17 protein-coding genes and 1 pseudogene are annotated in these 26031 nt (G+C 62.1%); 13 read left to right on the top strand and 5 right to left on the bottom strand.

Annotated elements, in window-relative coordinates:
* Positions 1 to 759, bottom strand: coding sequence for a polysaccharide deacetylase family protein (locus NLY44_RS22230; RefSeq protein ID WP_023805877.1), 759 nt, complete (start codon positions 757 to 759; stop codon positions 1 to 3).
* Positions 756 to 1844 (bottom strand): glycosyltransferase family 4 protein, encoded by a 1089-nt coding sequence (locus NLY44_RS22225; protein WP_023672141.1) that lies wholly within the window; start codon positions 1842 to 1844, stop codon positions 756 to 758. The genes NLY44_RS22230 and NLY44_RS22225 overlap by 4 nt, the downstream gene beginning before the upstream one ends.
* Before the next feature lie 74 nt (positions 1845 to 1918).
* Here NLY44_RS22225 and NLY44_RS22220 point away from each other — a divergent pair, with 74 nt between their 5' ends.
* From NLY44_RS22220 to NLY44_RS22190, 7 genes and pseudogenes are all read left to right on the top strand, one after another.
* Positions 1919 to 3097, top strand: coding sequence for a DUF3095 domain-containing protein (locus NLY44_RS22220; RefSeq protein WP_031196755.1), 1179 nt, complete (start codon positions 1919 to 1921; stop codon positions 3095 to 3097).
* Positions 3098 to 3399: 302 nt separating this feature from the next.
* Positions 3400 to 4739, top strand: a pseudogene (locus tag NLY44_RS22215) (adenylate/guanylate cyclase domain-containing protein).
* A gap of 150 nt (positions 4740 to 4889) precedes the next feature.
* Positions 4890 to 6785, top strand: coding sequence for an ABC transporter ATP-binding protein (locus tag NLY44_RS22210; protein WP_023672138.1), 1896 nt, complete (start codon positions 4890 to 4892; stop codon positions 6783 to 6785).
* Positions 6782 to 8680 (top strand): ABC transporter substrate-binding protein, encoded by a 1899-nt coding sequence (locus tag NLY44_RS22205; RefSeq protein ID WP_023692891.1) that lies wholly within the window; start codon positions 6782 to 6784, stop codon positions 8678 to 8680. Before NLY44_RS22210 ends, NLY44_RS22205 begins: the two co-directional genes overlap by 4 nt.
* A gap of 2 nt (positions 8681 to 8682) precedes the next feature.
* Positions 8683 to 9681, top strand: a complete 999-nt coding sequence (locus NLY44_RS22200; protein WP_023672136.1) for an ABC transporter permease — start codon at positions 8683 to 8685, stop codon at positions 9679 to 9681.
* Entirely contained in the window at positions 9678 to 10859 is a 1182-nt protein-coding gene (locus NLY44_RS22195) for an ABC transporter permease (protein ID WP_023702557.1), read from the top strand. Before NLY44_RS22200 ends, NLY44_RS22195 begins: the two co-directional genes overlap by 4 nt.
* Positions 10860 to 11006: 147 nt before the next feature.
* The gene (locus NLY44_RS22190; RefSeq protein ID WP_023672134.1) at positions 11007 to 11486 is read left to right on the top strand and encodes a class I SAM-dependent methyltransferase; all 480 of its coding nucleotides are present in this window, start codon (positions 11007 to 11009) and stop codon (positions 11484 to 11486) included.
* 15 nt (positions 11487 to 11501) lie between these two features.
* Here NLY44_RS22190 and NLY44_RS22185 read toward each other — a convergent pair whose 3' ends face one another.
* Entirely contained in the window at positions 11502 to 12917 is a 1416-nt protein-coding gene (locus NLY44_RS22185; RefSeq protein ID WP_023685078.1) for an adenylate/guanylate cyclase domain-containing protein, read from the bottom strand.
* A 301-nt stretch (positions 12918 to 13218) separates the two neighbouring features.
* Here NLY44_RS22185 and NLY44_RS22180 point away from each other — a divergent pair, with 301 nt between their 5' ends.
* The 3 genes from NLY44_RS22180 to NLY44_RS22170 all read left to right on the top strand — a co-directional run bounded on the left by NLY44_RS22180 (position 13219) and on the right by NLY44_RS22170 (position 16068).
* Positions 13219 to 14040: a hypothetical protein gene (locus tag NLY44_RS22180; protein WP_023805879.1), complete on the top strand. Its 822-nt coding sequence runs from the start codon at positions 13219 to 13221 to the stop codon at positions 14038 to 14040.
* Between the two features lie 136 nt (positions 14041 to 14176).
* Complete coding sequence (locus NLY44_RS22175; protein ID WP_023805880.1) at positions 14177 to 14695, top strand: GNAT family N-acetyltransferase; 519 nt, start codon at positions 14177 to 14179, stop codon at positions 14693 to 14695.
* Positions 14695 to 16068, top strand: coding sequence for a hypothetical protein (locus NLY44_RS22170; RefSeq protein ID WP_031356107.1), 1374 nt, complete (start codon positions 14695 to 14697; stop codon positions 16066 to 16068). The genes NLY44_RS22175 and NLY44_RS22170 overlap by 1 nt, the downstream gene beginning before the upstream one ends.
* Before the next feature lie 20 nt (positions 16069 to 16088).
* On the opposite strand, the gene NLY44_RS22165 is transcribed toward NLY44_RS22170, so the two are convergent.
* The gene (locus NLY44_RS22165; protein WP_023805882.1) at positions 16089 to 17852 is read right to left on the bottom strand and encodes an adenylate/guanylate cyclase domain-containing protein; all 1764 of its coding nucleotides are present in this window, start codon (positions 17850 to 17852) and stop codon (positions 16089 to 16091) included.
* A gap of 290 nt (positions 17853 to 18142) precedes the next feature.
* Between NLY44_RS22165 and NLY44_RS22160 the strand changes: the two genes are divergently transcribed.
* Positions 18143 to 21427, top strand: coding sequence for an adenylate/guanylate cyclase domain-containing protein (locus tag NLY44_RS22160; protein ID WP_023805883.1), 3285 nt, complete (start codon positions 18143 to 18145; stop codon positions 21425 to 21427).
* 19 nt (positions 21428 to 21446) lie between these two features.
* Complete coding sequence (locus NLY44_RS22155) at positions 21447 to 22127, top strand: redoxin domain-containing protein (protein WP_023672127.1); 681 nt, start codon at positions 21447 to 21449, stop codon at positions 22125 to 22127.
* Between the two features lie 20 nt (positions 22128 to 22147).
* Here NLY44_RS22155 and NLY44_RS22150 read toward each other — a convergent pair whose 3' ends face one another.
* Positions 22148 to 24370 carry an SAM-dependent methyltransferase gene (locus NLY44_RS22150; RefSeq protein WP_023805884.1) on the bottom strand — a complete coding sequence of 741 codons (2223 nt, stop codon included), beginning with the start codon at positions 24368 to 24370 and terminating at the stop codon, positions 22148 to 22150.
* 315 nt (positions 24371 to 24685) lie between these two features.
* Here NLY44_RS22150 and NLY44_RS22145 point away from each other — a divergent pair, with 315 nt between their 5' ends.
* Complete coding sequence (locus tag NLY44_RS22145; protein ID WP_023805885.1) at positions 24686 to 26014, top strand: site-specific integrase; 1329 nt, start codon at positions 24686 to 24688, stop codon at positions 26012 to 26014.
* The last annotated feature ends 17 nt before the right edge of the window (positions 26015 to 26031 follow it).

The raw sequence follows: 26031 nt of genomic DNA, 5'->3' as shown, positions 1-26031 counted from the left end.
CTATTTTCCGGCGCTGCGTTCTGTCAGTGTGCTGATCGGAAGCCATGCGCAGCCTTCTGCCCGCGCGGTGATCGTGAACAGCCGTTCGAGGAAAAGCCAGGCCGATTCATCATGGACGAGATGGTGGGTGAGCAGGCCGACCGGTTCGCCGCCGCCGAATGCACGCTGCAATTGCGCGACGATGGCCTGAACCAACAGACCATGATCGCGGCAGCCGCGCGTGCCATGCCAATCCATGATGTCGACATTGCTGTTGATGACCGCCAGGGAAGCCTGCCTTGGCGGCCCGAACACCGACAATGCCGCAAATCCTATCGATCGGAGGTCGGGTACCAGGCCGGCGTCGATCCGGTTCCAGGGCGGCACCAGCATCGGAACCGCACGTGCGCCGTGCAGGCCGCTTACACGCGACAGCCCGCCGGCCAGCTCATCCAGCACCACCTCGCGTGGCCGATGCGCGCCAAGCTCCTGCTTTTTTTGACCCTCGGGCGCATGATTTCGGTGCGCCCAGCCATGAATGGCGACCGTGGCATGCGGCGCCGCGTCAAGCCGGACGACAAGCGTCCCGTCGGTCCGGGCCGGAATGACGGCCAGAGTGACCGGCACCGCGAAGTCACCGGTGAGGTCGAGCAACCGATCGAGCGCCGGCGTCGGATCCACGGCGTCATCGTCGCGCAGCCAGAACTCTGCCTTGCGGCCCGCCCGTTGCCGGTGCGCCAGCTCGTCCACCAGGGGCTGCCAAATCGGGTCGGATGTCATGACAACGGGATCATCTTGAGAAGTTCCGCCAGACGGGCCTTTGCAGCACCGAGAGAGCGTTCTTCGAGAACGAAACGTCTGGCCTCTGCAGCCATGATGGTTCTTTCGTCATTGTTGGCCAGAAGCCTTGCAATTGCGGAAGCGAACGCCGCTACATCGCCTGGCGGGGTGAGAAACCCGGTCTGGCCATGCCGCACGACCTCCGGCACGCCGGCAATGTCCTGAGCCACCACCGGAAGGCCGGCGGCCTGTGCTTCAAGATAGGCAATGCCATAGGCCTCGCCGTAACCCGGCCAGACGTAGATTCCCCCGCGATAGAGGACATCCGGCACGGCGACCGGCTCAATCGCGCCAAGCCATTCGATACGGTCGGCGGGCAAGCCGGCGAATTGCGCCTTTACCTCGTCACGGGCAGGTCCGTCCCCGACGACCGACAGCGTCCAGGGGAGATGGCCGATCAACCCGAGCGCCTGCGCCAGCATGCGATAGCTCAAGACCTTGTCGCCCGGGCGCATCATGGCGACGGTCACGAGGCGCGTCGGATAATCCAGTACCGGCATTTCGTGGAATGCCGATGTGTCGATGAAGGGTGAAAGCATACCGAGAGCGGCGTGGGGAACAGCATCCGCCAGCCCCTGGCGATCCCTTTGCGTGAAGCAGATGTTCAGCGCCGCCTGCTCGATGGCTCGCGCCACCAATGCCTGGCTATCGGCCCACGAACCGGCGTTGCGCCGTTCGGAATAGGAGGCTTCGGCCGTCACATAGGGGATGGCAAAGGCCAACGCCAGCTCGGGCCCGATCAGGTCGGGCGCCTTGTAGTAGGGATGATAGGAGAACCAGAGATCGGGCTTGCCGTCACGGTCCCAAAGCCTTGTCAGTCGCGCGGCTTCGTCCCGGGCCTCAATCATGAGCGCATCGAAACTTTTCGGTTCCGGCTGGCGTAGATAGAAGCGCAACTCCGATGCCAGTTCGACGCTATGCCCGCCATGCTGCAGCGCCTGGACCAGCATCCGTGCCATCTGGCGGTCGCCGGAGACAACGGGATGATTGGGCGACTTCAGCGGGGCGTAGAAGGCAATTCGCATCGCGCGATCCTATCATCGCAAAGCCTGCCCAAGTCAATTTCGAGGCATGATCGACTTCACCTTCAAGCGCTGGAATGTGCTATCTGATGCTTATGGAAACAGCTGTCGCGTCCGACCCGTTCGTCGCTTCTTTGCCGGTCTTCGCAAAGTTCGAAAGCGTTGCCGATATCGACAACTATCGGCCTCTCCCCGATGGCTGGGCGCTGGCCACCGCCGACATCGTCGGCTCGACCAAGGCGATCGAAGCCGGGCGCTACAAAACCGTCAATATGGCCGGCGCCAGCGTCATTTCGGCGCTGCTCAATGCACTGGGCCGGCAAGATCTTCCCTTCGTCTTCGGCGGCGACGGCGCGCTCGTGGCGTTTCCCGGCTCGGCGCTGGAGATCGCCCGTAACGCGCTGGCTTCTGTCCAGAGATGGGTGGCGGACGAACTGGACCTGACCTTGCGTGCCGCAATCGTGCCGATAAAGGACATAAGAGCGCAAGGCCTCGACGTTCGCGTGGCGAGGTTCCAGGCCTCCGAAGCAGCCTTCTATGCCATGTTCGCCGGCGGCGGCGGCAGTTGGGCGGAAGCCGAAATGAAAGCCGGGCGCTACCGCGTCGACCCCGCCCCGGCCGGCGCGCGGCCGGATCTGACCGGCCTCTCCTGCCGCTGGAACCCGATCGAAGCCCGGCATGGCGAAATTGTCTCGATCATAGCCGTGCCCGGGGCATCGCGCGACTTGCGTGGTTTCCAGTTTCTGGCTTCCGACATCATCGCCCTTGCCGGCAGGCAGGAGCGCGATGGCCACCCGGTGCCGGTGGACGGTCCGGCCTATAGTCTCTTGCCCGCCGGTCTCGATGTCGAGGCACGGGCCACGGCGCCGCCGGGGCGGCGGTGGCTGGCCAAGCTGTGGGTGATCTTCCTGATGACGCTTACGGCCGTCACCGACAAATTGGGCTGGACGATCGGCGGTTTCGACCCGAAGGTCTACAAACGCGAGGTGGCCAGCAATTCGGATTTCCGCAAGTTCGACGACGGCTTGAAGATGACCATCGACGTCGACGCGGATGTGTTGCAGCGGATCGAGAACCGGCTGAAACAAGCGGAAGAGGCCGGCATCTGCAACTATGGCCTGCACCGCCAGAAGTCGGCCTTGATGACATGCCTCGTCATCTCGCCGCTGCAGCGCGATCATGTTCACTTCATCGATGGCGCCGCCGGCGGCTATGCAATGGCTGCCGCAAGCCTGAAGGCGAAGGCGCCGGTCTGATGACGGCTTGGGGAATCGATTTTCCGCAATGCGCCGCGGCCATGGTTCTTGGGACCCGGCGAGCCCGACGGTGCCTGAGCCGACCAATTATTTGCGCGATGTCAGGATCGGGATTGCACTTCGCCGGCAGCCTCGCCACATAGTGTTGCAGGTGATTTGTGCGGTCGACGTCTGCTTGCTTCATGCAAGGACAGTCATTCGGGATATTCTTCGCCGGCTTCTGCCCCCGAAGCCGGCTTCATTGACTTCGAGAATTTTACGGATCAAGGAGATGGCTCGTCTTCGACGGGTTTCGAGATAGCATGAGCACAGCGCAAGCAGAAATTTCCAACATTCTCATGGATAAGGTTGCCGATTGGCTGACCCAATCGGCGCTGGCGGGCGACGACCTGGAAACATTGGTCAAGGGTTTTTGTGAACGGCTGGCTGCTGCCGGCCTGCCGCTGAAGCGGGTGCATTTGAGCTTTTCGATGCTGCATCCGCTTTATGACGCGCTCGGTTTCACCTGGATTCGCGGCCAAGGCCTGGAAGTGGAAGGCTTCCGGAGTGAGAACGGCGTCCATTCCGACAGATTCCTGACCAGCCCATACTACCATCTGCTCAGCAACAAGCTCGACCATCTGCGGCGCCGGCTCGACCCGTCGGTGCGGTCGGAGTTTCCTGTTTTCGATGAGCTCAGGCTTATGGGCGTCACCGATTACATGGCTTTCGTCCATCCCTTCAACGGCGATACAAGTCAGGGCATGTTGGGGTCCTGGTCCACCGACAGTGCTTCAGGCTTCAGCGACAGCATGATTTCGGCGCTGCTGCGGATCCAGAACCATCTCGCTATAGCAAGCAAGATGGCGGTGCTCACCAAGCTCGCCGACAACATGATGACCACGTATCTCGGCGGTGACGCCGGCAGGCGCGTGCTGGACGGCCAGATCAAGCGCGGCGAGGGCGACACAATCCGGGCCGCGCTGGTGATGGGCGATATGCGCGGGTCGACAAGGCTCGCCGAAACCTCCGGCCGCGAAGTCTATATCGATACGCTGAACCAGTTTTTCGATGCCATCGCAGCACCTTTCAATCGCAAAGGCGGGCAGATCATGAGTTTCCTGGGGATGGATTCATTGCCGTCTACCCCTGCGAAAGGCACCGGGCGCAGTCAGAGATCGCCTGCCAGGCTGCTCTTGCGGCTGCGCACAAGGCCAGCATGCGCATGATGGAGCTCAATCTGCGCAGAAAAGAGCAAGGACTGGGCGACATAAAATTTGGTATCGGCCTGCATGTCGGCAATGTGATGTTCGGCAATGTCGGGCTTACCGACCGACTCACATTCTCCGTCTTCGGCTCGGCTGTAAACGAGGTCCAGCGTCTCCAGACCCTGACTAAGAAATATCCGCACAGCGTTCTCGCCAGCAAGGACTTCGCCGGCTATTGCGGGGCCGCCAGCTGGCTGACGCTCGGCGAGGAGGAACTGGCGGGCAGCAAGCAGAAGCTGACGGTGCTTTCACCCGATCTGTCGGGTGCTCTCGCACTCGATGAAGACGCTGCGCTGCAGCCGTTTCACGATCGGATATCGGACGCCGAGCAGGTCATGCTGCTTCATCGCGATGCCGCGCGACTGTCGGCGGGCGACCGGAGGAAGCTCCAGTAGTCACCACCATCCGATCTGGACGCCTGGTATGCTGTCCGGCCGCCGGTCGCCGGGGAATTCGTTTCGAATCCAAGTTGCTCTGCGCTGACAATGCGCTAGTCTTGCTTTTTGGGGCCGGTCGGGAGGCGCCAGATTGGGGCTGGTGTGGGAATGGATGCAGGCGTTGATCTGCTGCGGATCGAGGATGTTGGCATCTCTTTTGCCATTGTCGGGGGACCGTTGCATGCCGTCAGGCGGGCAAATCTTCGCGTCCTGCCCGGCAAGGTCACCGCACTTGTCGGTGAGTCCGGTTCCGGAAAATCGGTTCTCAGCCAGGCCGTGATGGGCATCTTGCCGAACACGGCCCATGTTCGCGGCCGTATCCTGTTTTCCGATCCCAAAAAGCCCGGCACGACGCAGGATATCCTGCAGATGCCGCGAGACGGACCCGAAATCCGGGCGTTGAGAGGCAGCCGCATCGGCAAGATCTTTCAGGAGCCGATGACATCGCTGTCGCCGCTGCACACGATCGGCAACCAGGTCAGCGAATCCCTGCAGATTCATACGCACATGGATCGGACGGAGCGCAAGGCACGGACCGAGGAAATGCTCGGCCTCGTCGGGTTTCCCAATCCCAAGCGCGCCTACGACATGTATCCATTTGAACTTTCGGGAGGATTGCGGCAACGCGCTATGATCGCCATGGCGCTTATCTGCCGGCCCGCTCTGTTGATCGCCGATGAGCCGACGACGGCGTTGGACGTCACCATCCAGGCGCAAATCCTGCAATTGCTTCGTGGGCTCCAGACCAAGCTCAACATGGCAATGCTGCTGATCACGCACGACCTCGGCGTGGTCGCCAATGTCGCCGACGAGGTGGTCGTCATGTACCATGGCGAGATCATGGAAGCAGGCCCTGTGGAGGCAATATTCCGCCGGCCAGGCCACCCTTACCTGAAGGGCCTCATGGCAGCCGTTCCGCATTTCGACCTGAAGCCTGGCGAAAGACTGAAGGCGCTCCGCGAGGTGCCGGTGAATGTCGGGACCCTGCTGGGCAAGCAGACGGCGCCGGAAGCGAAGGGGCCGGACGACATTCTGCTGTCGGTCAGGGATCTGAAAAAGGTCTACACCATCCGCAACTCCGGATGGTTCAGCGGGAGCCATCAGACCTCTGTTCGCGCCGTGGACGGCGTCAGCTTCGACATCAGGCGAGGTGAGTGCCTGGGCCTGGTTGGCGAAAGCGGTTGCGGCAAAACCACCGTCAGCAAGATCCTGATGCGGGCCGTCACCCCTACCGGCGGCTCCGTGATCTTCAACGGCCGCGACGGACCGATCGACGTCCTGGAAGCCGAGGGAGACGCCCTGCGCTTGCTGCGGGCGAAACTCCAGATGGTTTTCCAGGATCCGGTCTCGTCGCTTTCGCCTCGCATGACCGTGGAAAACATCTTGAGCGAGCCGCTGGAAATCCATCAACGTGGCAATGCCGCGTCCCGGCTAGCCACGGTCAAGAGCCTGATGCAGGCAATCGGGCTCGATCCGCGCTTCATCCAGCGCTATCCCCACAGCTTCTCCGGCGGGCAGCGTCAGCGTATCGGCATTGCGCGCGCCTTGGCGCTGGGGCCTGAACTGCTGATCTGCGACGAGCCGGTTTCGGCGCTCGATGTCTCCGTGCAGGCGCAGATCCTGAACCTTCTGAAGGACCTGCAGAAGGAACTGGGCCTGACCTACCTGTTCATATCCCACAATCTGGCGGTGGTGGACTACATGGCGGACCGCATCGCGGTGATGTGCGGCGGGCGTATCGTCGAGCTTGCACCGCGCGAAATTCTGCTCAGGAAACCGATCCACCCCTACACGCGCTCGCTGCTCGCCGCAGTCCCCTTCCCCGATCTCGACCGGCCGATGGATTTCAAGACGCTGAAGCTCGGCGGCGCTTCCGACACCAGCGCATGGGGCCCGCAATTCCGCGACGAGGGCGAAGAGGATATGCTGTCGCCGCTCGATCTCGGCGGCGGCCATCTCGTGCTGGCCCGACGTTCGGCCGATGTCAGCGAGTTACGCCATTGATCAGCCGCCGCACTGTCCTTGGTCTCATGGCTTCGGCATTTCTGCCGGGCACGGCGCGCGCCGGCGATCTGGAGCCGGATTTTCTTCAGCCGCAGCTGAAAGCCAGGGCTCTGCCGCCACTCGCGGAGCGCCTGCCCAAAAGCCCGCGCGCGTTGAACCTCGCGGCGATGGGCCGGCAGCCCGGCCAGTATGGCGGCACGCTGCGTACGATCATCGGTAGCCAGAAAGATATCCGAATGATGACGATCTACGGGTATTCCCGGCTGGTCGGCTATGACGAAAAGCTTAACTTTCAGGCCGACATTCTCGAAAGTTTCGACGTAAAGGATGATCGCGTCTTCACGTTCAAGATTCGTGAAGGCCATAAATGGTCAGACGGCAGCCTGCTGACGCCGGAGGATTTTCGTTATTGCTGGGAAGATGTCTGGCTGAACGATGAGCTTTCGCAAGGGGGGCTCGCCCCTGCCCTGCTGGCGGACGGCAAGCCGCCACGTTTCGAGATCGTCGATCCGTTGACGGTCCGCTACAGTTGGGACGCGCCCAATCCCGACTTCCTGCCCAAACTTGCCGCTGCTTCGCCGACACCGCTTGTTTTGCCAGCCGCCTATCTCAAGCAGTTCCACAAGAAATATCAGGATCCATTCCGGCTCGCCGGCCTGATGAAGGAGAACCGGACCGCAAAATGGACGCTGCTGCACATCCGCATGTCGCGGCAGTATCGCCCGGAGAACCCGGATCTGCCGACACTCGACCCCTGGCAGAACCGGACCAAGCCGCCGGCCGAGCAGTTCATCTTCGAGCGCAACCCGTTCTTTCATCGAACAGATGAGAACGGCCGGCAACTGCCCTATGTCGACCGGATCATCATGAATGTCAGCTCGTCGGCGATCATCTCCGCCAAGACCGGTGCGGGCGAGAGCGACCTGCAATGCATGGGAATCGACTTCAGCGATTACTCCTTCCTGAAGGACGCGGAGAAGCGCTACCCGGTGAAGATGCATCTGTGGAAACGCACACAGGGTTCGCGGCTGGCGCTCATGCCCAATCTGAATTGTGCCGACCCGGTGTGGCGTGGCCTTTTGCGTGACGTGCGCGTGCGCCGCGCCCTTTCGCTCGCTGTGGACCGGCGCGAGATCAACATGGCCGTCTTCTACGGATTGGCGCAGGAAAGCGCCGATACGGTCTTGCCGGAGAGCCCGCTCTACCGGCCGGAATTCGCGAAAGCCTGGGTCGCCCACGATCCCGACCAGGCCAATGCACTGCTTGACGAGGTCGGGCTTCAGGCCCGTGACGATGACGGCCTGCGGCTACTTCCCGATGGACGCCCGGCGCAGATCATCGTGGAAACGGCCGGCGAAAGCACGCTGGAAACCGATGCGCTCGAACTCATCACCGATCACTGGCGCAAGATCGGCATCGCTTTGTTCATCCGGACTTCGCAGCGCGACATCTTCCGCAGCCGTGCGCTTGGCGGCCAGATCCTGATGTCGATGTCGTCGGGCATCGACAATGGCGTGCCGACCGCCGACATGAATCCATACCAGCTGGCCCCCACCATCGACGACCAGCTGCAATGGCCGCTCTGGGGCGCTTACTATCTGTCGCATGGCAAGATGGGTGAGGCGCCCGATGTTCCTGAAGTGGTCGAGTTGATGGCTTTGCTCAAGCGCTGGAACGGATCGACCCAATCCAGCGAGCGCGCCGAAATCTGGAACTCGATGCTGTCGATCTACACCGATCAGGTGTTCTCTATCGGTACGGTGAACGAAACACTTCAGCCGATTCTGGTATCCTCGCGGCTGCGCAACCTGCCTGACAAAGCACTCTACGGCTACGACCCGACCTCCTATTTCGGTGTCTACATGCCGGACACATTCTGGCTTGGAGGCTCCTGAGCGTGCTTCGATATCTTGTCTGGCGCATCGCCGTGATGGTTCCAACGCTGCTGGTCATATCGGCGCTGGTGTTCACCATCATCGAACTTCCACCGGGCGACTATTTCGACAGCTATGTCGCCGAGCTTCGGGCCCAGGGCGAAGCGGTAGATTCCGACCGCATCCAGATGATGCGCAAGGAATATGGTTTCGACCAGCCGCCGGTCATTCGCTACTTCTACTGGGTGGGCGGGATGCTGCACGGCGATTTCGGCTATTCCTTCGAATATGAGCTGCCGGTTCGCGACGTCGTCGGCGACCGAATGTGGCTGACCGTGCTGGTTTCCTTCGTCACGATCATCTTCACCTGGCTCATCGCCTTTCCGATAGGCATGTACTCCGCCACGCATCAATACAGCTGGGGCGACTACGGCCTGACTTTCTTCGGCCTTCTCGGCCTTGCCATTCCGAATTTCATGCTGGCGCTGATCCTGATGTATTTCGCCAACATCTGGTTCGGCACGTCCATCGGCCACCTCATGGACCAGCAATATCTCGGCGAGCCGATGAGCTGGGCCAAGGCGAAGTCGATCCTCGCCCATCTCTGGATCCCGGTCCTGATCATCGGCACCGGCGGCACGGCGAGCATGATCCGGCGGCTGCGCGCCAATCTGCTCGACGAACTGCACAAGCAATATGTCGTTACGGCGCGCGCCAAGGGCCTGCATCCGTTCAAGGCGCTGGTCAAATATCCGCTGCGCATGGCGCTCAATTTCTTCATTTCCGACATCGGCTCGATCCTGCCTGCCATCATTTCCGGCGCCGAAATCACGGCTATCGTTCTGTCATTGGAAACGACCGGGCCGATGCTGATCAAGGCGCTGCAAAGCCAGGATATGTATCTGGCTGGGTCATTCCTGATGTTCCTCGCCTTCCTTACGGTCATCGGCGTGCTGATTTCCGACCTGGCGCTGGCGCTGCTTGATCCACGAATTCGTTTGCAGGGTGGCAGCACCAAATGAAGCAGGACTCGCCGCTGCCCGCTCCGGGTGCTCCACTGCAACACTACATTTCCGGCGCGCCCTTCGACCTGCAGTCGGTCGAGGCGATGACGCCGGAGCAATCGAAGGTCTTTCAGGCATCGCAGTTGCGGCTGATGTGGTGGAAATTCCGCAAACACCGGCTTGCGCTTATATCCGGCATATTCCTGGCAGTGCTGTATTCCGGGATACTGATCTGCGAGTTCCTGGCGCCCTACAATCTGCACTCGCGCAACATGGACTACATCTATGCGCCGCCGCAGCACGTGCACCTGTTCCACAATGGCGAGTTCGTCGGGCCGTTCGTCTATGGCCGCCAGATGACGCTGGATATGGACACGCTCAAGCGGAACTACATCGAGAACCACGACGACGTTCAGCGGCTCCGTTTCTTCTGCCAGGGCGACACTTATCGGTTCTGGGGCCTGATCGAAGGTGACAGGCATTTTGTCTGTCCTGCCGAAAACGGGCAGCTGTTTCTGGCCGGCACCGACAGGCTGGGGCGCGACGTGCTCTCGCGCATGATCTATGGCGCACGCATTTCACTGACTATCGGCCTCGTCGGCATCAGTTTCAGCTTCCTGCTCGGCATCGTCATCGGCGGACTGGCCGGCTATCACGGCGGTATCTTCGACTTGATCGTCCAACGGATAATCGAAGTCCTGCAATCGATTCCCAGCATTCCGCTATGGCTGGCCCTGGCGGCGATCATGCCGATAACGTGGAGTCCGATCCTGATCTATTTCGGCATCACCGTCATCCTCGGGCTGCTCGACTGGACCGGACTGGCGCGCGCCGTGCGTTCAAAGCTTCTGGCCTTGCGCGAGGAGGATTACGTTCTGGCGGCGCAATTGATGGGCGCCGGAAGCAGCCGCATCATCAGGCGGCATCTCATTCCCGGCTTCATGTCGCATCTGATCGCGACGGCGACGCTCTCCATCCCTGGCATGATCCTGGGCGAAACGGCGCTGAGCTTCCTCGGGCTCGGCCTGAGGGCGCCGATAACCAGCTGGGGCATCCTGCTCACCGAGGCGCGCAGCGTCAGCGTGATCGCGTTCTATCCATGGCTGCTTTTGCCGATGCTGCCGGTCATCCTCGTTATCATGGCGTTCAACTTCCTCGGCGACGGCTTGCGGGACGCCGCAGACCCCTACAAGTGATATCGCTGTTCCACCGCGAGGCCTGCCGAACACTCCACCCGGTATGACGCTTGTCGGCGGCCGGTTGCGTTATTGCAGGGTTCGTCGTTCGCCTTTATATGCAGCAAGCCTCGATCGGGGCTGCTGGTTCAGGACACACAATCGCATATGAGTCGCCTCGATAATTTCATCAGCAGGATGACCGCGCAGCGCGACATTCTCAATCGAATCTGCCCCGAGGTGGCGAAGATGGAGGGGCTTGTGCTTGAGCTCGGCCTCGGCAATGGCCGGACATTCCACCATCTGCGCGAGCTTCTGCCCGGGCGCCGGATCGTGGTGTTCGACCGCGAAGTTGGCGCGCACACTAGCTCAATTCCCGAAGCTGAAAACCTCGTGCTCGGCGAAATACGCGAGACGGGCCGCAAGTTCATTGGCATCGAAGCCGCCCTTGTTCATGCCGACATTGGCACCGGCTATGACGATCGCGATGCAGTGACCGCTACCTGGCTTCCCGATCTGATTGCGAGCCTGCTTCGCGTCGGCGGCTTCGCGGTCAGTGGCACGCCGCTCGATCACCCGCTGCTGCAACACCTCCCGGCGCCCACTTCGGAGCCCGCCGACCGTTATTTCCTCTGCAAGCGCGTGTGAGCGGTAGAGAACTCTTCAGGGGATCGTATAAACCGCAATCTCCCGCTCGATGCCGCGCAGCGAGACCTCGTGCGGCACGGGCGTCAGCGCGTTCCTGTGCAACAGATCGGCGGTGAGATTATCGTCGACCACCGCACGCGTGGCGAAGATCGCCTGTGCGTTGGCGAGGTTCTGGACCCGCGAAGCAATGTTGACCGTCTGGCCGAAATAATCCTGCCGCTCGTTCATGGACACGGCTATGCAGGGGCCGGCATGAACACCGATCTTGAGCAGAAGGTCCTCGCGCCCGCTTTTGTCATTGAGCGCCCGCATGGCGTCGCGCATCCGCAGCGCCGCGGCAATCGCACGGTCAGGCGTCGCGAAGGTCGCCATCACCGCATCGCCGATCGTCTTCACAACCGCGCCTGCCTCCGCCGCGACGATCTCGTGCAGAACCTGGAAATGCTCGCGCACGAGATCGAAGGCTGAAAGATCGCCCACCCGCTCGTAAAGCTCGGTCGATCCGCGCAGATCGGTGAACAGGAAGGTCAGGCTGGTGATCTTCAGGCGCTGGTTGATGTCGAGCGTATCCGTGCGATAGAGATCCCGGAACGTCTGGTTGGTGAGCAGGCGCTTGGCGGTCACGAAGGGCCGGCGCTTGCCCAGGAAATCATGCAATACCGGGCAGGCGATGAAGACCGTCGGCAGCACGCGCGTGTCGGTCCTGTTTTCCAGCGAAATGCGCAATGGGCCGGGCTGCATCTCCAGCGTCTGGCTCTGGACATGGTCGCGGTCGAAGGCCAGAGAGAGGTTTCGCCGCTCTTTTGCCGGTTCGCCCTTCGCGTCGATGAACTGGGCCGAATGCGTGACCGGCTCGAAGACGATGATAAATTGGGGCGGAAGCTGGATGTGCAGAACCGCCTTTTCACCGGGCGCAAGCTCGATATCTTCCAGCGAGAACGCTTCCATCTTTTCCGCCAGATCCTCGTCCGGCAGATCGGCCCCGGACGCCCAGTAGATCTGGCGGTAATATTCCACCAACGGCAGTTCGTGTGGATTGTGGGCGGCAATCCTGCGCACACGGGGACTGACGGTGAATGTCACCTCGACCATCTCGTCGAGTGTCGGCGAATAGCCCTGGGAGCACAGCGCGCAGGTGTATTCGTCCTTCTGCATGGTTTTCAGCGTGGCGTTGGTGTCGAGCACGCCGCCACAGCCGGGGCACAGAACATTCCAGGAAATGTCGAAGATGCCCACCCGCGCCGCATGGAGAAAGGCGCTTATGGTGCGTTCCTCGTCGAGGCCATGCTTGCTGGCGAAGGCCAGCGCATTGATGCGGCAAAGTTCGCGGTCCTTGCCCTCGGCGATGGTTTGCCGGATTGCGTCGATTGCCTGCGGATCGACATCGGTCGATTGCCGCAGAAGCGAGAACAGATCCTGAGCTTCGGTCATCGTGCAGGCTCCGGAAATTGCGCCGTTAGGGCATGATGCCGAAAAGTGTGAAGCGGTTTTCGGACGACATCATGCTCTATTTCCTGATTTAGAGGCGGATTCAGATTTCAGGTCGGACAGACCTGAAATCATCCGGCTCTAGGCGTGTTGGCCGGACCGATCTTCGACCCGAACGCTCCATCATACTGCGAAATGGACCGTACGGCCATTCGAATGGACAAGCCTGGTGACAGGTCAATTTCCATTTGTTGAATTCCAAACTATGATAGCCCATGGGGCATTCATCTCTGGGGTTTTCTCCATGCCGACACGCGACAACCCGCCGTTTCCGGCGGCCCTGCGCCTTTTCTCGGCGGGGGTCATCATCGTCCTGATCGTCGGGGCCGGCCTGTTTTTCGCGCCCGCGCTGGTCAAGCCGCGCTGGCCCTGGGCCGTCACGCCGTTCAATGCCCGCTTCCTCGGCGGCTTCTACACCGCCGAAATGGCAGTGATGGCGGCGCTGCTGGTCTGGAATCGCTGGTCGCCCGGCAGGCTCGTGCTGGTCATGGCCTTCATCTTCACCGTCATCGTGTCGGCGGCTTCGTTCATCAACCTTGGCTATTTCAACTTCGAGCGCAAAGCCCCCTGGCTCTGGTTTCTGGTCTATCTTGCGTCAGCCGCGGTATCCGGGCTGTTCCTGTGGCTGGCAAGGGCTCGCCCTTCTGCAAAAGGCGTGATCTTGAACTCCGCATGGCGCGCCTACCTACCGGCGGAAATGGCAGTCCTGGGGCTCTACGGCGTCGGCCTGTTGCTGTTTCCCCTGACATTCGGTGGCTTCTGGCCATGGCCGATCGATGCTTTTCACGCCCAGGTCTACAGCGCCATCTTCCTCGCCGGCGCCGGCGGCACCTATCTCGTCTGGAGAAGTGCACCGCGTGAGGAATTGCTGGTGCTCGGCCTGGCGCAGTTTCTGGTTGGCCTGCTTGCCGTCCTTGGCCTCGTCATCACCGACGCCGCCGTGCACCGGATCGACTGGACGGCGGCCGGGACATTGTGCTGGCTCGCCCTTTTCGGCTGGATCGGCATCAGCGGTATCCTCAAACTCTGCGCCGCCCGCCGGCATTTTGCCGCGCAATCGGCATAGGTCGCAGAGACGGCTGGATTTTCAGGTGACGTCCGGTGCATCGTGCCGGGCATATTGCCTCTGTCCTTTGTTCTGACGCAATTCCGGACGGAAAACCGCTCACACTTTTCCTGGAATTGCTGTAGCCGGAAAAGCCATGACCAGCACGCCACCCCTAGAGAAAATCCAGCCGCAGCTCCGGGCCGTCCGGCCAAGCGATGCCGAGGCGCTTTGCGCTATCTTCAATATGCCGGGCTTCCGCTGGGGCACGCTCAGGATGCCGTTCGAGATGGTGGAGCAGGTGGAGCGGCGCATCGCCAAGTCCGGCCCGGAAACCACCTGGATCGTTGCCGAGTTGGACGGCAAGGTTGTCGGCCACGGCAGCCTGGTCGCGCAGGGTTCGCCGCGCCGCTCGCATATCGGCGAGGTCAATATCGGCCTTGACGATGGTTTTGTCGGCAGAGGCATCGGCTCTGCCATCCTAGGCGCGCTGCTTGACGTGGCCGACAACTGGCGCGCCCTGAAGCGGGTCGAGTTGACTGTCTATGCCGACAACGAACCGGCCGTCCGTCTCTACACAAGCCACGGCTTCGAGGTCGAGGGACGGCATGTGAAGGCCGGTTTTACCGACGGGCAGTACCACGACCTCCTGAGCATGGCCCGGCTGCGGTTCTGATGACCGCCGTCCCTGCCCTTGCCCCTCCGGTGGACATTTTGGCCGTGCTGTCGCTGCTCTGCCCGGAGGTCGTGCGTGACATCGAGCAGAACTGGAATGCACCGGTTTCCGATTACGCCCGCCATCTGTGGCGGCCGGTGGCAAGGCCTGGATCGGCCCCGTCGATCGCTGCCCGCTCGATCCTGCGCGACGTCCTGCAGCAGCGCCTCGGTGCGATCATGCAGCCTGAAGCGATCGGCAAGGCCCTCGACGAATTCGACCACAGACCGGTTATCCAGTCCGGCCTGCACTGCCTGCTTCTGATGGATCGCATCACCTTCGATGCCCTGCTGCTTGCCTGGCTCGGCGCGGTCGAAAACGGGCTGTCGGCTTTTTTCGGCTTCATGGGAACGACCATGACCATGGAGACAACCGGCCGGGAGGGGCCGGGATGGCTCGATGTCGGCGACGACAAGGTCAATTTGTTTGGCATGGGGCGCCACAAACTGTGCCGCAAAAGCGCCTGCGCGGCCGGTCCCGTCACCCTCAACGGGCGCGCGCTCGAAACGGTGGGCAATGAGACGGATGCCAGAAGCTGGCTGGGCACGCTGCTTGCCAGCCAGGCCAAGGTGTTTGCAACAGCCGCCGATGCGCTGACAGAACTCAACGAGCATCTGGTCGCCGATTGGGATCGTTCCGGCATGGCCCGGCCGGTTTTCATCGATGATAGGCTGGCCGCGACTGTCGTGGCGCGGCATCTGGAAGATGAAGGCAGTCTTCTTTCCAGGCTGCTCCTCGAGCCCGCAAGGCGCCGGCGTCTCGACCATGCCTTGCAAGAAGCCGCATCGGGCCCATTTGGCAGGTTCCTGCCCAATGCCACGGCCTATTTCTGGGGCATCCGCGAGCAGCGCGTGCGCAAGCTCGTCCTCGAGAACGGGCGGCTGATCGAGCCTGACAGGCCGCATGGTCTTTCCATCCCGTTCGAGCGGCCGCATCTCCAGCAGGCACTGCTGGACGGCATGCTTTTGCCGGACTTGTTCCTGATGTTCCTTGCCCTTGCCATATTGCCGCGCGTGCGGGTTGTGGGCGGCCTGAGACAGATTGGCTATGTCGCGCTTTTTCACTCGATCCTGCTGGCTGCGCTTGATGAAAACGCGCCAGAAGAGCGCGATCTGGCCGCCGAGCTGCAGGTTCGGGAAAATGCCTGGGGCATGCGGGTCATCGATGAACAAATCTCGGTCCGCGAGCAGCTTGCCGGACTGCCGGAAGGGGCGCTGTTCCCGGACCTGCTGCGGCAATACCGGTTGCGGACATTTGCCGAGACGACCGATGACCTGAAACCGGTTCGCGAAAACGCCCGATGGCGCAAGATCGGCCGGGCCTCAGGCCTCTGATCCGGCCGGGCTTTAGCCCGTCATTGCACCACGCCGGCCTTGCGGAGCCCCTCGACCATGAGTTCGAAATCGGCAGGGTTCTTGTAAGGCAAGACCTTGCGACGGTGTTCCAGCGAATAGGCGGGATTGACGCGAAGCAGGTCCTGCCATGCCGTATGGGCCTCCTCCAAACGGCCCAGATGGCCGTAGCATGCGGCCAGAAGCGCACGCGAGACGTCGGTGACAGCGTTGCGAGCCAGCCGTTGCAGCAAGAGGTCGACGGCCTCTTCGTACCTTCCCAGTTGAAACGATGCCAAAGCCTGGAAGTGCAGAAGCACATCCGGGAAGTATGGATTCAAGGTCTTTCCCCGGGCGAAACTCTCTAGCGCCTCCGCGGGCCTACCCGAATAATACAGCGCCTCGCCGCGGGCGACGTGCGCTTCGGCGAAGTTCGGATTGAGGGCTATCGCGCGCTCGACCTCGCCGATGGCTTCATCGTGCCGTCGTGTGTAAAGCTTGGCCGATGCCAGCGCCCAGTGCGCCCAGGGATCGCTGTCATCCAGCGTTACCGCTCGCGTTGCTGCCTCTTCCGCTTGCGCCATCGAGTCCAACGCACCCCACCTGTTGAGGTAATCGAGCCCGTGCGTGAGGGCTAGGAAAGCGTGGGCAGAGGCAAATTTCGGGTCCAGTTCGATGGCCCGCTGCAAGAGCTCGCGGGCCGCGACGTTCGTGTCCTTCGTCAGCCGGTGCCACAGCTCTCGGCCCCGCAGGAAACAGTCATACGCCTCCGGGTTGCGCTGGTGTTCGGGCGCCAGCCGCAGACGGTCATCCTCGGTCAGATTGAGCGCCAGCGCACCGACGATGTGCTGCGACACGTCATCCTGCACGGCGAATATGTCGGTCAGATCGCGATCGAACCGCTCCGCCCAAAGATGGCCGCCTGAAATTGCATCGATGAGCTGCGCGGTGATGCGTACCTTGTTCCCCGACTTGCGTACGCTGCCTTCAAGGACATAGCGCACGCCGAGCTTCGTGCCGACATCCTGCACATGGACGTTCTGGCCCTTGAAGATGAACGACGAATTGCGAGCGATGACGAAGAGCTGTGACAGTTTGGACAGCGCCGTGATGATGTCTTCGGAGATGCCGTCGGCGAAGTAGTCCTGTTCGGCATCACCGCTCATATTGGCGAACGGCAGCACGGCGATCGACAGTTTCGGCGGCGCTGCCGCAGCCGGAGGGCTCGTCGGGGTTTGCGAGGTCACGGCCACCTTGGCCCCGGCGCCGACCTGCAGCGAATACACCCGGATCGGCTCGGCGATGTTCTTGAGCTGTGTGCTGCCGAGATCGCTGACCGAGAGGTCAAGCCTGGCCTTGACCTGGCGATAGGCATCCTCGGACAGGCAGATGGCGCCGGGCGCCGCAACGCCCTCCAGACGCGAGGCGATGTTGACGCCGTCACCCATCAGGTCGCCATCGCTCTCTTCGACCACGTCGCCCAGATGGATGCCGATCCTGAACTCGATGCGGCGCTCCTGCGGTACGCCGGCATTGCGCTCAACCATACCGTTTTGAATCTCAACGGCGCAGCGCACGGCATCCACCACACTGCGAAACTCAACCAGCGCCCCATCTCCGGTACGCTTGATAACCCGCCCGTGGTGCACTGCAATGATCGGATCGATCAGGTCGCTGCGCAGTGCCCGCAACCGCGCCAAGGTACGATCTTCGTCCGCGCTCGCGAGCCGGCTGTACCCGACCACATCTGCAGCCAGGATTGCGGCCAGCTTACGGTTCTCGCTCATGGGTCGCCTCCTCATCTCCATCATAGCAGGAAGACGGCGGGACGAGGAAATTTTCGCAAATCACGGCCACGCAGCCGCCCGTATCGGCAGTGCTCCACCGCCGAACCCAGACCGATGCCCATTTGCGCTGCCGCTTGCCGGTTGACGACTATCGGTTCATCCTTGTGAATACCCCGGCCGTGACGAGCGTGGCGAGATCACGCGTCATGGCCCAAGGTCAAAGAGATAGAGCATGATGTCGTCCGAAAACCGCTTCACACTCTTCGGCATCATGCTCTGGTGAGGTGTCCATGAACTGCTCGGGCTGCGGTTTCGAGATCGAGGGCGGTTACGCCTTCTGTCCGAAGTGTGGCCGCCGCCAGCCCGTGCCATGCGCCAGTTGCGGCTACGCCTGCGCACCTGATTTCGAGTTCTGTCCTAAATGTGGGGCAAGCGTCGGTGCGTCCGCAAAAGCTGCCGAACGGCCTGCTCCGACACCAAGCCGCACCATTGCGCAGCCCTCTCGAGCTCCATCGCCGAACATCGAAAGCGAAGAGGGGCCGCATTCCGTCTCCGACGCCGATCGACGAACGGTAACGGTGCTGTTCGCCGATCTCTGCGGCTTCACGACACTCAGCGAGCAGCTCGACCCCGAGGTCATGCAGGCGCTGCAGAACGAACTGTTCAAGGAATTGGCGGCGGCCGTGCAAGGCTTTGGTGGTTTCGTCGACAAATTCATCGGCGACGCTCTGCTCGCCTTATTCGGTGCGCCGGTCGCGCATGAGGACGATCCGGAACGTGCGCTTCGAGCCGCTCTCGACATGATCGCCCGGACGGCGCGGCTCGGTGAAAGCACCCGCCACTCCGGCTCGCCGCTGCTGCTCCACATAGGCATAAACACGGGTCCGGTCGTTACTGGCGGATTGGGCATCGGCACCGCCAAATCCTATTCGGTGACCGGCGACACGGTGAATACGGCGCAACGCCTGCAATCGCTGGCTGCACCGGGTGAGGTGCTGGTGGGCGAACTCACGCACAGGCTGACCCGGCATGCCTTCTCGTACGAGTCGCTGGGCGATGTCGTCTTTCGCGGCAAGGCTGGCAGTGTGCTCGTCCACCGACTGGATGCACCGCTTGCGGCGCCGCGTGCAGCGCGCGGGCTCGAGGCGCTCGGCCTCAGTGCGCCCATAATAGGTCGTGATGCGGAGCTCAACAGAATGCTGGCGAGCCTTGACTTGGCGTGCGGCGGCTCGGCCCAGCTTGTCCGCCTCGTCGGCGAAGCCGGTATCGGGAAGTCGCGGTTGGTGAAGGAGTTCGTCGCCCGCGTCGGCGACGAGGATCGTTTTCGCAACGTCGCCGTGCGGCAGGCCACGTGCTCACCGCTGGGTGAACAATCATTTGGCGCCCTGGGTGCAGTGGTGCGCAGCGCTGCCGGGATGATGCAAAACGACAATGGGGACGAAATGCGGGGCAAGCTCGCAGCCTTGCTTGCCGATCTCGGCCTGCAGGGCGAGGAGGCGAAGCGGCTGATGCCTTTGCTCTACCATGTGCTTGGCCTCGGCGACCCCGATGCCACCTTGCAGCATGTCGAGCCCGAGCAGCTGCGGCGGCAAATTCTCTACGCGGTCCGCACAATCATGGAACGGCGGCTTGCGTTGTCGCCGCTGTTGATTGTCGTCGAAGACCTGCACTGGGCCGACTCCGTCTCGCTCGAGGCACTGCGTTTCGTGATGGACAGACTGGAACGCACGCGGCTGATGTTGCTGGTCACGCATCGTCCGGCGTCGGACAACGACCAACTCGACTCAAGTCGGGTCAGCCACACAGCGCTCAGGCTTTCGCCGCTCGACAGCGATGACGGACGCCGCCTGGTGGCGGCGCTTTTCGGCGAGAGCTGGGTAAACGCCGCAGGAGGGCTTCTCGACCAGATCCTCGAGCGCGCGGGCGGCAACCCGCTTTTCTTGGAGGAGATCGTTCGCGGCCTTATCGATCGCGGTGTATTGGTGCGCGAGGGCCAGCAATGGCGGACCGTGGCAGGCGAAGTCGCAACCGGCATCCCCGCCACGATCCAGGCAATGTTGCTTGCTCGCGTCGACCGGCTGCCGCAAGAGGTGCGCCGGTTGGCCCAGGAAGCCGCGGTAATCGGCCCGCGCTTCGATGCCACGCTTCTGAAAGCCGTGGCAGCCGACCCCGGCCGACTGGAAGCGGGCTGCGAACTGCTTTGCGATGCGGAAATCATCGAGGAAGTTGCCGGATCAGGCTCGGTCTCGTCGCAAAGCTACCGCTTTACGCAAACATTGCTGCAGGACGTGATCTACCAGAATCTGCTCCTGCAACGCCGGACCGACATCCACCGCCGGGTAGGTGCCGCCCTGGAGCAACTGTGCGGCGACAAGCCGGAACGGTTCGAGGATCTGGCCGTGCTCGGTCATCATTTCGCTCAGAGCGCCGAGCGGGAGAGGGGCGCGCATTACCTGCAGGCGGCGGGAGATCGCGCTCGCATGATATACGCCAATGATGACGCCCTTCGTTTCTACGAGCGAGCACTGACTGCGTTGGGCGCGATCGGGCAAACACCGCTCAAACTGGCAATTGCAGAGCGCATTGCCGATTTGAGCGGCCCGGCAGGCCGCCGCGAGATTGCACACCGCCACTACGAGGCGGTGCTGCAGGCCTATCGCGAGTCAGCCGATCGTGTCGCGGCGGCGCGCGTTTTGCGCAAGATCGGTCGGCTGTTTTGGGACGTGGGCAAGCGGGACGACGCGGAATCGCGCTACGCTGAAGCGGCAGCGCTCCTCGATGGAGCGGATGCCCCGATCGAGCAGGCGCATCTCTGGCAAGAACGTGGCCGACAGGCGTTCCGCAGCGGAGATCACACTCTCGCGGCAAAATGGGCAGACGCGGCGCTGGATTGCGTACGCTCTCTGACAACGGAACATGTCTCCGATGATGCCACCCTCGTGACCGCCGAGGCACTTAATACCAAGGCTGTTGCGCTGGCTCGCCTTGGGCGAAACCATGAAGCCGTGCGTGAGGTTGAGCGCAGCATTGAATTGGCCGAAGCCGCCGGTCTGCTGGGCGCGGCCTGCCGCGGCTACACCAATCTCGGGGTGCTCTACACGACCATCGATCCGGCGAAGGCGATGGAGGTCTGTCGGCGCGGTCTTGAAGTGGCGCGCCGTATTGGCGATTTGGGTTTCCAGGCGCGCCTCCTCGCCAATCTGGCGGTAGCTTGTTGTACTTTCACGGATCGCTGTCCAACCGAGGGCGTGCCTGCTGCCGAGAAGGCCATCGAGATTGACCGGGCGCTCGACCAGCGCGAGCACCTGCCAGTGCCGTTGATCGTGCTTGGGCAGATCCACCAGTGCAACGGCCATCCGGAACTGGCGATCGGCTTGTTCCACGAAGCACTGGAGGTAGCCCGCGAAACGGGCGAGCCCCAACTGCTGTTTCCGTGCTATGATGGACTCGCAACGCTTAATCTCGACCTCGACAATCTGGCCGAGGCCGAACGCTACTTTTCCCTGGCGCAGGGTATATGCGCCCAGCACGGGCTCGACCCGGAAGCGCTTGTGGTGCTGCCTTTTCTCGACTAGCCGGGATAGGGGGTTGGACATGTCCGCGCCTAGTGGATTGATACCGCTTCAACCGGGCGACCGGGCGCCGAACCTGATACTCGACGCCATTACCCAGGAAGGCAAGATTGCGCTTGACGACTTTCGCGGGCAAAAACCGGTGCTGGTCGGCCTGTTTCGAGGTCTGCATTGTGCGTTTTGCCGGCGCCACATCGCCGCTCAGGCGCGTCTCGATCCGGAGCTGCGCGAAAAGGGCGTGGAGAGCCTGACGGTGGTCAACACGCCGATCGAACGGGCGCGGCTCTATTTCCGCTACCATCCAATGCCGAACCTGCTTGCGGCGTCGGACCCGGAACGCGCTTCACATCGTGCTTTTGGACTGCCCAATCTCGAATTCACCGAGAACGAGACGAACTGGCCGTACAAGGTCGCGATGGCAGCGGCACAGGACATGCGGGTCGACATACCTGGCGAATTGCCCGGTCCCATGGATCCGATGACAGCCGCCGCAATCCTCGACAAGAAGGACCACTACGAACTGACCGAAGCCGACGAGCAGATGATGGCCACGGGACACGGACAACTGGTTGGTCAGTTCCTGCTGGACCGGCAGGGGATCGTCCGCTGGAGCTTCACGGAGGTCCCGGAGGGTGGGCGATACATGTTTGGCGCCCCAAACCCGAAGGAGCTGATGTCAGCCGTGTCGCAAGTCGCCCAATAATGAGCTGACAAGTTCACCGTTTATCCGAGCACGGCCTCGACAGTGGCGACAAAGTCATCGAGCGAGCGGTCGCCGCGAATCTCGATGCGCGGAAGGTCGATGAGATCGCTATGGAGGTCCGCCGGCCCGTGCCTGCGGCCGAAGCCTACTCGATAGCCGCACTCCCTAGCCAGCCGGCCAAGCCGTCGGTCGGTGACGGAGAAGGGGGCCGCGAACGCCCTGGTTGGCCGGCCGGTCCAGCGTTCGATGAACAGACGAGAGCGCAGGAGCTCGGCGGCCAGGTCAGCGCTCGACAGACCATCTATGGCGCGATGCGTCGCCATGTGGCTGCCGAAGAAGGCGCCTTCGGCAGCGAGGCGTCGCACCGTCCCGGCGCCCATAAGCGGCGTCGGCGGACCGATGTCGGTGTCCCACTTTGCACTTTCGCCCACCAGGTCCGTCACCAGGAACACTTCCGCGTTCAGGTCGTTGGCGCGCAAGATCGGCCAGGCATGGTCGGCGAAGTTCTGGAAGCCGTCATCGAAAGTGATGAGCACCGGGCGGCCGACGAAAGGCTGACGGTTGGCGATGGATGCTTCCAGCTGCTCGGAGCCAATGGCGTGAAAGCCATTGGCGCGCAGCCATCCCATCTGGCTGGCGAATGCGGCGGGCGTGAGCCGAAAGCGAGCGAGCGCGGCCGGACCTTCATCGGCAACGCCGTGATACATGAGGACAGGGATATGCTGGCGCTGCTCGTTACGTGCGACGTCGCGGCGCAAGGCTCGCGCCCCACCCCAGACGATATTTCGCGCGACGCCGATTTCGATGGGCGCGCGGATCGGCACATGATCGATCACCGGGTCCGTCGCCACATCGCCCGGCGATAGGCGGCGGAAGCGGTCTATGCGGTAGAGCTCGGTCTGGATCGATTGCTCGAGCACCAGGCCTTCGGTCGCTGCCAGCGTCTCGGAGATCGCCTGGGCACCGAATGTGTTCCAGTCGAAGCCCGTCTTTTCGACATTGTCACGCAGCACGAATGCGTGTGCGCTGATGAAACTACCGCCAGGCGCCAACGCCTCGGCAAATTTCTTGGCGATGCGCCGCAACTCGGCGAGATCGTCCAGATAGTAGAGCACCTCCGAACAGAAGATCAGATCCATCTCACCCGGCAGCGTGTCGGCAGCGAAATCGAGTACGCCGAACTCGACATTCGCCTGATTGTTGCATCGGGCGCGGGCTCGCTCGATGGCTATGGCGGAGATGTCGGTTGCGGTCAGATGGCCCACGCGCGGCGCCAGCTGCCGCGTGAAATGGCCCTCCGCACAGGCCAGCTCAAGCGCCCGGCCGATGGGACCGGCAGGCAGGATCTCGATCTGCCGCTCATATTTTTCCTGCTCATAGAGCGAGCTGTAGTTCCAGGGATCCTCGGTCGCGAAATAGCTGTTCCAGAACGCCGTGCGATCCTTGTCGTGCTTGTCCGCGACCCGTGCGCGGCGCGGCGTAACAGGCTCTGACGGTTCAGCGCTCGACCGAACCAGGTCATGCGCCTGTGCGGCCAATTGCGCGAGTTTGCCGAAGTGGCTGTCCTGATCGGGCTCGCTTCCCGCCATGGCAAACGATACCTCGGCTGCAGGCGTGTTTGACGTGGTCGCGCCGGCGCCCTTTTGCGGTGCAGGCGATCCTCCCGCAAGCCGCTCAGCAGGCACTACATCCAGGATCAATTCAATCCAATGATCGCTCGTCACCGTCCCGAGTGCACCGAACTGCACGACAGCCTCGATCCGGCCATCCAGCATCAGATGGGCATAGATCTGATCGATGCCTTCCGGCAGTTCGGTCGCGGTCGGATTGCGAGCGTCGACGCGAATTCCGAGCGTTCGCGCCAGCCTGCGCGGCGTGGCAAGATCGTCGGGTTCGAGAAGCATTTGCTCAAGCTGGTACTGGACGCGGCGAGCCGCTGCGGGATTGTCCCAGATCTTGCCGAGTTCGATGATCAACGCGGTGGTTGCGCTGCCGAACCTCGCCCATCCGGCAGCCAATTGCGCCGGCACCGACAGGCTTCCTGCCATGAGGCCATCGAAGATTACCTTGGCAATCTCATGCGCCCACTTGCGTCCCGCCGGGAGTGCGCGCAGGGGCTGCGGGTCGATCAAGCGCGAGCCTGAGCCGCATTCGGACGCGGCGTTCCGCAACGCCAGCCAAGCAAGCGCTTCAGATGCGGTGCCGCCTTTCGCCGAAATTGAACCCGAGGGATTGTGCGCCACGCCGTCTTACCTGCGCCTGGTTCTGAGGGAGAACAAGTGTCCCGCAACGCGCTTACATCGCCGGTCTGGAAAAAGCAAAAGGCGCCCCGAAAGGCGCCTCTTCATCGCTTGATTCCCCTAGAGGAAACTGGAGCGGGTGAAGCGATTCGAACGCTCGACCCCAACCTTGGCAACCCATTGATTCTACGACACTTCTCGTCACAACCCGTAACCTATTCAGCCAGAAAATGATTGTCCAGCGCCCTGGGGAGCGGAACACTCTGTCCCACGGAGTTCCGTCGAAAACCGCGCCTTGCGGCTCCCCTCGGAAACCCGGTGGACGATCAACTCATTAAACCCGAAAGCGCGGGGGAGCAAATGGCTACGACGAGCAAGAAGCGACTGACGAACCAGGTACTTGAACGCATGACGCCGCCCAAAACAGGGCGACTGGAGATCGGTGACGATCTATGCCCCGGCTTGATCCTGCGTGTCTCTGAACAAGGGGCGAAATCTTTCTCCGTGATCTACAGGGTTCTGGGCGAGGGCGGTGTCACCGACACGGGTCGCCCCCTCGCAGGTAAGCAACACCGGATTACGCTTGGTCGATGGCCGGTGGTCAGCCTGGGCGAGGTGCGAGAGCGGGCCCGGGCGATTCTGGCGAAGTCCGGTGCCGGCGCCGACCCGCGAGCCGAGCTGGCGTCCAGCGTTCGAGAGCGTCGGGCGAATACATTCTCGGCGGTGTTGGAGCGACACATCAGGCAGGACGCGGCGAGGACGATATCGAGCTGGCCGAACGTCGAGCGGGTGTTGCGCTTGCACGTTGTGCCGCATTTGGGCGACACACCGATTGCAGATATCCGGCGATCCGACGTGCACGAAATCATCGACAACATAGTTGCAAGCGGTCGGATTGGAACGGCGCGCGAGGTCCGCAAGCAGATGTCTCGGATCTTCAACTGGGCGGCCGACCGCGAGCTTATCGCCAACAACCCACTTAGCGGCATGAAGCGAAACGATCTGGCGCGAAACACGGAAGCTGGACGCGCGCTTACCGACATCGAAATCCGCTCGATCTGGATGGCCGCTGACGATCTACGTTATCCGTTCGGCTCGCTCTATCAGACACTCATGCTTACAGGCCAGCGCCGGGCGGAGTGGGCCTTCTGCAAGCGCTCCGAGATTGATACAGACAATCGATGGCTGGACCTTGGCAAGGAGCGCTTCAAGAGCCGTCGCGAACACATCGTGCCGATATCGGAACCGCTCTGGGCTTTGTTGGAGCGGCTGCCAGTTTGGACTGGCGCCAACGACTACTTTGTTTTCTCGTCGCGGCATGGTCGCGTTCCAGTTGCCGGCTTCTCCCAGGGTAAGCGAGCACTGGACGACCTGGCCCAGGAATATCTGCGGAAGCAGCTGAGCAAGCCTGATGCCGTGCTCCAGCATTACCGTATCCACGATTTCCGGGTGACCTGCGAAACGCGGCTGGCGCACTTGGGTTTCAACCAGGAAATTCGCGATGCGGTGCTCGGCCACGCAAAGCCGGGGCTTCAGAAGACCTATAACAAGCACGATTACCTGGAGGAGAAGCGCCGGGCGCTGCAGGCATATGCGGAACACCTGATGACCGTGTTATCGGTAGCAGCGGCAGCGAAGGGCGTTTAGCGACTGCGGCCTAGAGC

This window comes from Mesorhizobium sp. C089B, from assembly GCF_030323125.1.
Taxonomy (GTDB): domain Bacteria; phylum Pseudomonadota; class Alphaproteobacteria; order Rhizobiales; family Rhizobiaceae; genus Mesorhizobium.
This window is presented reverse-complemented; position numbering and strand designations above follow the sequence as displayed.

What these genes read in the sequence shown, in the direction of transcription:
- NLY44_RS22155 (WP_023672127.1), top strand. Translation starts at nt 21,447, where the DNA reads ATGTCCGCGCCTAGTGGATTGATACCGCTTCAACCGGGCGACCGGGCG.
- NLY44_RS22170 (WP_031356107.1), top strand. Translation starts at nt 14,695, where the DNA reads ATGACCGCCGTCCCTGCCCTTGCCCCTCCGGTGGACATTTTGGCCGTG.
- NLY44_RS22160 (WP_023805883.1), top strand. Translation starts at nt 18,143, where the DNA reads ATGAACTGCTCGGGCTGCGGTTTCGAGATCGAGGGCGGTTACGCCTTC.
- NLY44_RS22180 (WP_023805879.1), top strand. Translation starts at nt 13,219, where the DNA reads ATGCCGACACGCGACAACCCGCCGTTTCCGGCGGCCCTGCGCCTTTTC.
- NLY44_RS22190 (WP_023672134.1), top strand. Translation starts at nt 11,007, where the DNA reads ATGAGTCGCCTCGATAATTTCATCAGCAGGATGACCGCGCAGCGCGAC.
- NLY44_RS22210 (WP_023672138.1), top strand. Translation starts at nt 4,890, where the DNA reads ATGGATGCAGGCGTTGATCTGCTGCGGATCGAGGATGTTGGCATCTCT.
- NLY44_RS22185 (WP_023685078.1), bottom strand. Translation starts at nt 12,917, where the DNA reads ATGACCGAAGCTCAGGATCTGTTCTCGCTTCTGCGGCAATCGACCGAT.
- NLY44_RS22220 (WP_031196755.1), top strand. Translation starts at nt 1,919, where the DNA reads ATGTGCTATCTGATGCTTATGGAAACAGCTGTCGCGTCCGACCCGTTC.
- NLY44_RS22195 (WP_023702557.1), top strand. Translation starts at nt 9,678, where the DNA reads ATGAAGCAGGACTCGCCGCTGCCCGCTCCGGGTGCTCCACTGCAACAC.
- NLY44_RS22230 (WP_023805877.1), bottom strand. Translation starts at nt 759, where the DNA reads ATGACATCCGACCCGATTTGGCAGCCCCTGGTGGACGAGCTGGCGCAC.
- NLY44_RS22225 (WP_023672141.1), bottom strand. Translation starts at nt 1,844, where the DNA reads ATGCGAATTGCCTTCTACGCCCCGCTGAAGTCGCCCAATCATCCCGTT.
- NLY44_RS22175 (WP_023805880.1), top strand. Translation starts at nt 14,177, where the DNA reads ATGACCAGCACGCCACCCCTAGAGAAAATCCAGCCGCAGCTCCGGGCC.
- NLY44_RS22165 (WP_023805882.1), bottom strand. Translation starts at nt 17,852, where the DNA reads ATGAGCGAGAACCGTAAGCTGGCCGCAATCCTGGCTGCAGATGTGGTC.